The following is a 9,085-nucleotide window of genomic DNA, read 5'->3' on the forward strand; positions in this document are numbered from 1 at the left end:
CTACTATCCGTTATTCAGTTTCAGTGAAGCCTCTTAGTCAAATTTTAGGAGGATTGAATTATGGAACAAGCAAATATTGAATTGAAGAAGAACTTTCCAGCAAGTCAACGTATTTACAAACAGGGTGTAGATGCTGATATTCAAGTGCCATTTCGTCAAATCACACTTTCAGACACAGTAACTGAACAGGAAACGTTTCATAATGCACCATTGACTGTCTATGATACGGCAGGCCCATATCATGATGAAACATACGAAGTGGATGTGACACGTGGTATTCCTGCATTGCGTACAACATGGATTGAAGAAAGAGATGATAGTGAACATTATGAAGGGCGTTGTATCCAAGCGATTGACAATGGGTATAAGCAAGAGAATCATCATAAAATTGTACAGCATCCGTTTCAATATCAACCACGTCGCGCTAAGCAAAATCAAAACGTCACACAAATGCATTATGCACGACAAGGCACCATCACAAAAGAAATGAAGTTTGTGGCGACGCGTGAAAATGTATCGCCAGAATTTGTACGTGATGAAATTGCGCGCGGGCGTGCGATTATTCCAAATAATATCAATCATCCAGAATCTGAACCGATGATTATTGGGAAAAATTTTCAAGTGAAGATTAATGCCAACATCGGAAATTCTGCTGTTTCATCGTATATAGAAGCAGAAATTGAGAAATTAGTCTGGGCGACGCATTGGGGAGCGGATACCATTATGGATCTATCAACAGGGAAGAATATTCACGCAACAAGAGAATATTTGATTCGAAATTCACCTGTTCCCGTTGGCACTGTACCCATTTATCAAGCGTTAGAAAAAGTGGACGGTATTGCAGAAAATCTAACATGGGAAGTATACCGGGATACGTTAATCGAACAAGCTGAGCAAGGCGTTGATTACTTTACAATTCATGCAGGTGTCCGTCTGCATTACATTCCAATGACTGTGAATCGTTTAACTGGTATTGTATCTAGAGGCGGTTCAATCATGGCACAATGGTGTTTGGCACATCATGAAGAAAGTTTCTTATACACGCATTTCGATGATATTTGTGACATTCTAAAACGCTATGACATTGCAGTATCACTTGGAGATGGCTTACGTCCTGGTTCTATTTATGACGCCAATGATGAAAGCCAACTTGCCGAATTGAAAACGTTAGGAGAATTGACAAAAATTGCTTGGTCACATGATGTACAAGTGATGATAGAAGGTCCTGGACATGTGCCGATGCATAAAATTAAAGAAAATCAAGACTTAGCCGATTTGTATTGCCAAGAAGCACCATTTTATACGTTAGGGCCATTAACTACTGATATTGCACCTGCAAATGATCATATTACCTCTGCCATTGGCGCCGCTCAAATAGCGAGCTACGGTACAGCCATGTTGTGCTACGTGACACCAAAAGAACATCTCGGTTTGCCGAATAAAGATGATGTGCGTGAAGGGGTAGTCACGTATAAGATTGCGGCACATGCTGCTGACTTAGCAAAAGGGTTACCTGGTGCAACTGAACGTGATGATGCCATTAGTAAAGCGCGTTTTGAATTTCGTTGGATTGATCAATTCAATTTATCATTAGATCCGGAGCGTGCGCGTGCGTATCATGATGAAACATTGCCAGCAACCGCAGCTAAAGTCGCTCACTTTTGTAGTATGTGTGGACCTAAGTTCTGTTCAATGCGCATTTCACATGACATTCGAGAAAACTATAAAGAACAGCAACAAGGCATGGCAGAACAAGCAGAAGCTTTTAGAAAACAAGGCAGCAATATTTACCATTAAAAGTCATACTCCTTATCTTTTATTTACAAAGATAAGGGGTTTTTATTATTTTAAAATAATTATGCTCGAATAAGGGTATTTAGCGTGATAAGCAATGAGTAATATGTGGAATATAGATAGAAAGTCAATAATATCAAGGTTTTTGAACGATAATAAAATATAAAATCAATTCTATAAATTTTTACATTTTTGTGAATGGCACATAATTATGTGTTTTTGTTCACAAACTTTGTTATCCTAGAAATGTATTACTGACAGCAGTTACAGGAGGTGGCATGATGCAAACAGAATGGATACATGCAATGGGGACGACAATAAGACTTTCCATTCGTCACACATCCGCAACCGCACTGTTAACAGAAGCGAAAAAACGTATACATGATTGGGAGCAACGTTTCAGTGCCAATCGAGCTGACTCCGATTTAATGCAGATTAATCAACAAGCAGGTAAGCAACCCATACAAGTTGAGTCTGAGTTATTTAACCTTATCGAGCACGGTTATCATGTAACGATTTCTTCTCAACTTAAAATGAATATTTTAATCGGACCACTCGTTAAATTGTGGCGTATTGGTTTCAATGATGCACGTCAACCTTCATCTTCAGAAATAGCAACCGCATTAAAACGCATCAACCCCAAAGATTTGCAACTGAACCCCCAAAAACAAACAGTCTATTTACAACAACCAGGTATGGAGTTAGACTTAGGCGCAATCGCGAAAGGTTACTTTGCTGATGAATTAAAAGCTTTTTTTATGTCACAAGGTGTCAAGACGGGCATTATTGACTTTGGTGGCAATGTTGTAACTATCGGCACGCCATTAAAAGCAAAATATTGGCATGTTGGTATCCAACACCCGTTTGAAACGCGTGGCACCCCCATTGAGACGCTTCGTGTTGTGCATCAAGCTGTCGTGACATCCGGTATATATGAGCGTTGCTTTACTTCCGGAGACAGCGTATATCATCACATACTCGATGCGCAGACAGGCTATCCTGTAGAGAATGACATAGCCAGTGTAACAATTGTAAGTGATCATGCGCTAGACGGCGAAATTTGGACAACCATTTGTTGTTTTGGCTATGCAGCACAAAATATTGCGTTATTAGAACAATTGGACGGTATCGAAGGCGTTATCGTTCGTAAAGACGGTGAAGTTTTAGCAACGCAAAAGGTAAATCGACTTCCTAAGAATTGACAACACCAAGAAATTTTTTTGCACTCATATGTGAAATTAATCACAAAAACACAAAGGAGGATTTATGTATGAGTAAGCAATTGTTAGATTCAGTCACTTTACATAGTGGGGTGGTGTTAAAAAATAGGGTGTTAATGGCACCGATGACGATTCAATCTGCCTATTTTGATGGCAGTGTCACATCAGAAATGATTGACTATTATCGCTTTCGTTCAGGAGATGCAGCAGCCATTATTGTTGAAAGTTGTTTTGTTGAAGACAATGGTCGCGGATTCCCGGGCGCGATTGGCATTGATAACGATGATAAAATTCCGGGATTACGTCGTTTAGCCGAAGCCATTCAAGAAAAAGGCTCAAAAGCAATATTACAACTTTATCATGCAGGTCGAATGGCAAACCCTAGATACAACAGTGGTGACAAACCGATTTCAGCAAGTCCAGTCGCTGCACTAAGACCAGATGCTGCCGTTCCAAGAGAAATGACTGCGATACAAGTGGAACAAATGATTGAAAGCTTTGGAGAAGCAACACGTCGTGCCATTGAAGCTGGGTATGACGGTGTTGAAATTCACGGTGCCAATACGTATTTATTACAACAATTTTTCTCACCACATTCAAATCGACGTCAAGATGAATGGGGCGGCAGTCGTGAAAAACGTGTCAAGTTTCCGGTAGAAGTATTGAAAAAAGTTCAAGCAGTAGCGAAAGAACAAGGTGCTGAGCACTTTATTATTGGCTACCGTTACTCTCCAGAAGAAATTGAAGAGCCGGGTATACGCTTTGAAGACACAATGTATTTATTAAACACGTTAGCTGAATATGAGCCTGATTATGTACACGTATCCATGAACAGTTACAAGCGAACGTCTATTGTGAATCAAGATGACACAGAACCGTTAATTGATAAATATTTAAAAATGCAAAGTGATAAACTTGCAACAATTCCACATATTGGTGTGGGTAGCATTGCACAGCGTGAAGATGCAGAAGAAGCACTTAAAATGGGCTATGAACTACTCAGTGTTGGCAAAGCGTATCTTGTAGAACCAAACTGGACTGAAAAAATAATGAACGATGAAAAAGTCGAGTCGTTTGTCGATATACATGATCAACAGCCACTACACATTCCATCGCCATTATGGAAAGTTATGGATTTTATGATTTTGGACAAAGAAGAAGAACATCGTAAATATGAAAAATTAAAAGCATTACAAAATAAAAAAGTGGCTTTCAAACCGGGTGTTTATCATGTTTTTGCAAAAGGGCATAATGGCGATTTACCAATGGAAGTCGAGTTGTCCGAAACTGAAATTGTGCGTGTTGATGTCGATGATAGTAGCGAATCAGAAGGTATTGCAAATCCAGTGTTTGAAAGATTGCCACGAGATATTATTGAAGGCCAAACGCTTAATGTCGATGTCATTTCCGGTGCGACAGTGACGAGTGAGGGCATCGTTGAAGGGATTGCAGAGGCGATTAAACAAGCTGGTGAAGATCCTGATGTATTACGTGCACGTCCAAAACCTGTCGTACAATGGTCTAATGAAACGATTGAAGAAACAACCGATGTCGTTGTTATCGGCACGGGCGGTGCAGGTTTAAGTGCAGCTGCATCAGTACTTGAAGCCGGTAAGTCAGTTATTATGCTTGAAAAATTCCCAGCAATCGGTGGTAATACGATACGTACGGGAGGGCAAGTCAATGCACCTGAACCAAGTTGGCAAAATACATTCTCAGCGCTTGCAGGTGAAAAAGAAACGTTAGAGTCGATATTGTCATACGATATTGAAGAAATCGAACCTGCTTACCGTGCAGATTTTGAAATAGTTCAACAACAAATTAAAACTTATTTACAAGATATTGAAAAACAACCTGCTTATTTGTTTGATTCAACGGAATTTCATCGTATCCAAACATACCTTGGCGGAAAACGAAAAGACCGCAACGGTAACGAAATTTCTGGAGACTACGACCTCGTTAAAACACTTACGGATAACGTCTTAACATCTGTGAAATGGCTGACAGACAAAGGTGTTCATTTTGATCGTTCAATTGTAGATATGCCAGTTGGTGCGCTGTGGCGTCGTGGCCATAAACCAATGAAAGCGCAAGGGTTAGAATATATTGAATCATTAAGTGGCTTTGTAAAACAGCAACAAGGACGTATTATGAACGAAACAACAGCCGAAAAATTAATGAAAGAAGATGGCAAAGTCGTTGGCGTTGAAGCACGTAAAGCAAATGGATCGAAACTGAAATTGCATACGCGCCATGGTGTCATTATTGCAACAGGTGGTTTTGGTGCCAATACGCAAATGCTGCAACAGTACAATACGTATTGGGATTATATTCCTGACGATATTAAAACAACGAACTCTCCAGCTATTACAGGTGACGGTATTAAACTTGGACTTCAAGCAGGTGCAGACCTTGTAGGCATGGGCTTTACACAAATGATGCCGATTTCTGATCCGAAAACAGGCGCATTATTTACTGGTTTAATCGTAACGCCGTCAAACTTTGTCTTTATTAATAAACAAGGTAAACGTTTTGTAAATGAGTTTGAAAGTCGAGATGTACTGTCTAAAGCAGCATTAGAACAACCTGATAGTATGTTCTACATTATTGCAGATGAAAATATTAAAGAACTGGCAATGAACACGTCAGAAAGTAAAATTAAACATGAACTAGAAGACGGTACTTTAATTAAAACAGAAAGTTTAGAAGCATTAGCTGAAAAGTTAGGTATTGATACACATACATTTGTCGATACGATTGAACGTTATAATGCTTTTGTTGAGAAAGGTCACGATGATGACTTCCATAAAAATGCCTTTGATTTAAAAATTGAAAAAGTACCATTTTATGCGACACCACGCAAACCGGCGATCCATCATACAATGGGCGGCTTACGCATTAACACAGAAACAGCTGTGTTAGATATAGACGGTAACCCTATCGAGGGCCTTTATGCAGCAGGTGAAGTGGCTGGCGGTATCCATGCAGGTAACCGATTAGGCGGTAATGCGCTAGCAGATATTTTTACATTTGGTCGAATTGCAGGACAACAAGCAGCTGCACATCAAGTCGTGGAAGAATAGGGGGATACTATGTCAGAACGAACAAATCATGGTAACCAACTCATTCTTGCGATTATTTTAGGTATTTTAACTTATTGGTTATTTGCACAGTCATTACTCAATATCGCGCTACATGTTCAACAAGATTATCAAGTCGATATCAGTATCGTGAATATTGCAGTCAGCTTAACATCATTAATGAGCGGTATTTTTATCGTCGTTATGGGTGGACTCGCTGACAAAATCGGACGTGTTAAAATGACCTACGTTGGACTCGTATTAAGTATTTTAGGGTCAGTCGCACTTATTATCTCTAACATGACCTTTATGCTTTTATTAGGCCGCGTATTACAAGGGTTATCAGCTGCATGTCTAATGCCAGCTACAATCGCACTCATCAACCATAATTATCACGAAGCCGAGCGTCAAAAAGCATTAAGCTATTGGTCATTCGGCTCATACGGTGGTACAGGCTTCGCATCATTATTTGCAGGCGTTGTCGCAACATTTTTAGGCTGGCGTTGGATTTTTGTCTTGTCTATCATTTTTGCACTGCTTGCAATGCTGTTACTACGTCATACACCAGAATCACGTGATGAATCAGCAAAAGGTAAGCAATTTGATATCGTAGGCATCATTATCTTTTTAATCATGATGGTAAGTATTAACGTCGTCATTACACAAGGGACAAAATTCGGTTGGACACACCCATTCATTTTAACTTTAGATGCCATATTTGTATTGACAGTGGTGGGCTTTTATCTATTTGAAAAACAAAAAACAGCCCCTTTTATCGATTTCAGTTTATTTAATAACCGTGTATATATCGGTACAACCATTGCAAACTTACTCGTTAATACCGTTATTGGCTCATTAGCAATGTTTAATATTTACGCACAACAAGGTATCGGTTTATCTGCGGCAAAAGCAGGTTTAATCACAATTCCTTATATGATTTGTAGCTTACTCATGATTCGCGTCGGTGAAAAATATATGCAAAAACATGGGCCACACATCCCGCTTATGGTTGGTCCAATCAGTATTGGCATAGGTATATTATTACTGGCAATCGTCACATTACCATTTGTGATTTATGCCATCGTCGTACTCATTGGCTTTTCATTGATTGGATTAGGTCTTGGCTTTTTTGCGACACCTGCATTGTCAACCGCTGTTTCTAACGCACCTGCTGAAAAAGTAGGTATGGCATCAGGCATTATTAAAATGACATCTACACTTGGTGCAGCATTCGGAATCGCAGTTGTTACAACAGTGTATGCATCACTCGTGAGTACACATACCGCTGCAGTCGCCGCAACATTCGCTTTTATTTCAGGCGCCATACTCGTCGGCTTAGCATTTCTAGCAGCATTTATCATCATACCGAAGCATCAAATTAAACATTAATATAAAAAGAAACTTCCTTCTATCCCGTTAAAGTATCGACGGATTATAGAAGGAAGTTTTGTTTGGAAATACGTAAAAACGTTTAATATAAATAATACAACTTAGTTTTTAATATGTTCTCACAAGTTTATTGTTTTTCTTAAACGTCATTAAAATTCACTTTCTTATTATTAATTATATTTGTTCGTTTTCACAAAACTACATAATTTTTTTATAAATTCCTTACTATCATGCAAAAACATTGAATTGTCACTGAATCGTAATAATGATAAAATATCTCAATGAAAGGGTTTTCTGGAAGGGGGATGAAGATGGAATTTAAGCAAATAAGTGAACAATCTTTTATGATTTATTTTGATGCCAATATTAGTGAAGATATCTTTAATCAAGTCAATACGGTTTCTGATTATTTGAAGTCATTGGCGCATCCACATATTCAAGAGATTGTGACATCTTATCGTGCAATACTCGTTTATTTTGATGGTATGGCAATCACGTATGAAGATTTATTAGAAGAACTATCGCTTTCAACATATGCGTTAACATCCACATCACAAAATAAACCACGTCGTATTGTCAATATTCCTGTGTTATACGGTGGCAAGTGGGGGCCTGATTTAGAGTATGTAGCAGAATATCATAAACTTTCTGTTGAAGAAGTGATTCAATATCACATTGAAGGGTACTACCTTGTCTATATGATTGGTTTTATGCCAGGGTTTCCATTTTTGGGCGGCTTAAGTCCGCGTATTCATACACCGCGTAAAGATGAGCCACGGTTAAAAATTCCGGCAGGTTCGGTTGGGATTGCCAATAATCAAACAGGTCTTTATCCTGCTGATTCGCCAGGTGGGTGGCAAATTATTGGACGCACACCAATTGACGTATTTGATTTAAATCGTGAGCCGAAGATTCTTTATCAGCCGGGCGACAAAATTAAGTTTTATGCGATTAATGAAGAACAATTTTTGCATATTCAAAAGTATGTAGAAAAAGGACGATTAAATTACGATGAGTGGGTGAGAATCGGCTATGAGTATTAAAATAATAAAGCCAGGCTTATTTACAACCGTACAAGATTTAGGACGTTTCGGTCATCAGTCAGAAGGTTTCTCGCCTGCAGGTGTGATGGATCGACCAAGTTATGAAATTTTAAACGCATTGCTTGAGACAGAGCATCAACCTGCCTTAGAAATAACGATGATCGGTCCTAAAATAAAGTTTCTGTCTCAAAATTTATTTGCAATTACAGGCGCGCCATTTTCAGCAACTTTAAATGGTGAAAGTATCCCACATCAAACGGTCATCAAAGCTGAATATGGTGACGTACTTGACTTGGGAACGGCACAAGAAGGTATGCGTGCGTATATCGGATTTGCTGAACAATTAGACATTCCGCTTGTAGAAGGTAGCTATGCGACACATACGCGCACACGTGTCGGTGGTTATAAAGGGCGTGTGTTAAAAGAAAATGACATTATACCTACACGTTAAAGTGGACCCCATGTCAAGGACACTTAAAAAAAAGACCATTAACTAAATAATTAACTCCCACTATGATGGTGTCATAGGAGGAGTTAAGGCAATGTGAGCCTGTACTCA

At 39.1% G+C, this 9,085-nt stretch carries 6 protein-coding genes; all 6 read left to right on the forward strand.

Going from position 1 to position 9,085, the window contains the following annotated elements:
- The first annotated feature begins 60 nt into the window (after nt 1-60).
- The 6 genes from thiC to TP70_RS05940 all read left to right on the forward strand — a co-directional run bounded on the left by thiC (nt 61) and on the right by TP70_RS05940 (nt 8,977).
- Entirely contained in the window at nt 61-1,797 is a 1,737-nt protein-coding gene (thiC, locus tag TP70_RS05915; RefSeq protein ID WP_044360286.1) for a phosphomethylpyrimidine synthase ThiC, read from the forward strand.
- Between the two features lie 278 nt (nt 1,798-2,075).
- Nucleotides 2,076-2,996 (forward strand): FAD:protein FMN transferase, encoded by a 921-nt coding sequence (locus TP70_RS05920; RefSeq protein WP_044360287.1) that lies wholly within the window; start codon nt 2,076-2,078, stop codon nt 2,994-2,996.
- Nucleotides 2,997-3,064: 68 nt separating this feature from the next.
- Nucleotides 3,065-6,097, forward strand: a complete 3,033-nt coding sequence (locus TP70_RS05925; RefSeq protein WP_044360288.1) for an NADH-dependent flavin oxidoreductase — start codon at nt 3,065-3,067, stop codon at nt 6,095-6,097.
- A 9-nt stretch (nt 6,098-6,106) separates the two neighbouring features.
- Complete coding sequence (locus TP70_RS05930) at nt 6,107-7,483, forward strand: MFS transporter (RefSeq protein WP_044360289.1); 1,377 nt, start codon at nt 6,107-6,109, stop codon at nt 7,481-7,483.
- 311 nt (nt 7,484-7,794) lie between these two features.
- Nucleotides 7,795-8,526, forward strand: a complete 732-nt coding sequence (gene pxpB, locus TP70_RS05935) for a 5-oxoprolinase subunit PxpB (RefSeq protein WP_044360290.1) — start codon at nt 7,795-7,797, stop codon at nt 8,524-8,526.
- On the forward strand, nt 8,516-8,977 hold the full coding sequence (locus TP70_RS05940) for a 5-oxoprolinase subunit C family protein (protein WP_084207660.1): 462 nt from the start codon (nt 8,516-8,518) through the stop codon (nt 8,975-8,977). The genes pxpB and TP70_RS05940 overlap by 11 nt, the downstream gene beginning before the upstream one ends.
- Nucleotides 8,978-9,085 lie beyond the last annotated feature (108 nt).

The organism is Staphylococcus microti (assembly GCF_000934465.1).
In the GTDB taxonomy this organism is placed as follows: Bacteria; Bacillota; Bacilli; order Staphylococcales; family Staphylococcaceae; genus Staphylococcus; species Staphylococcus microti.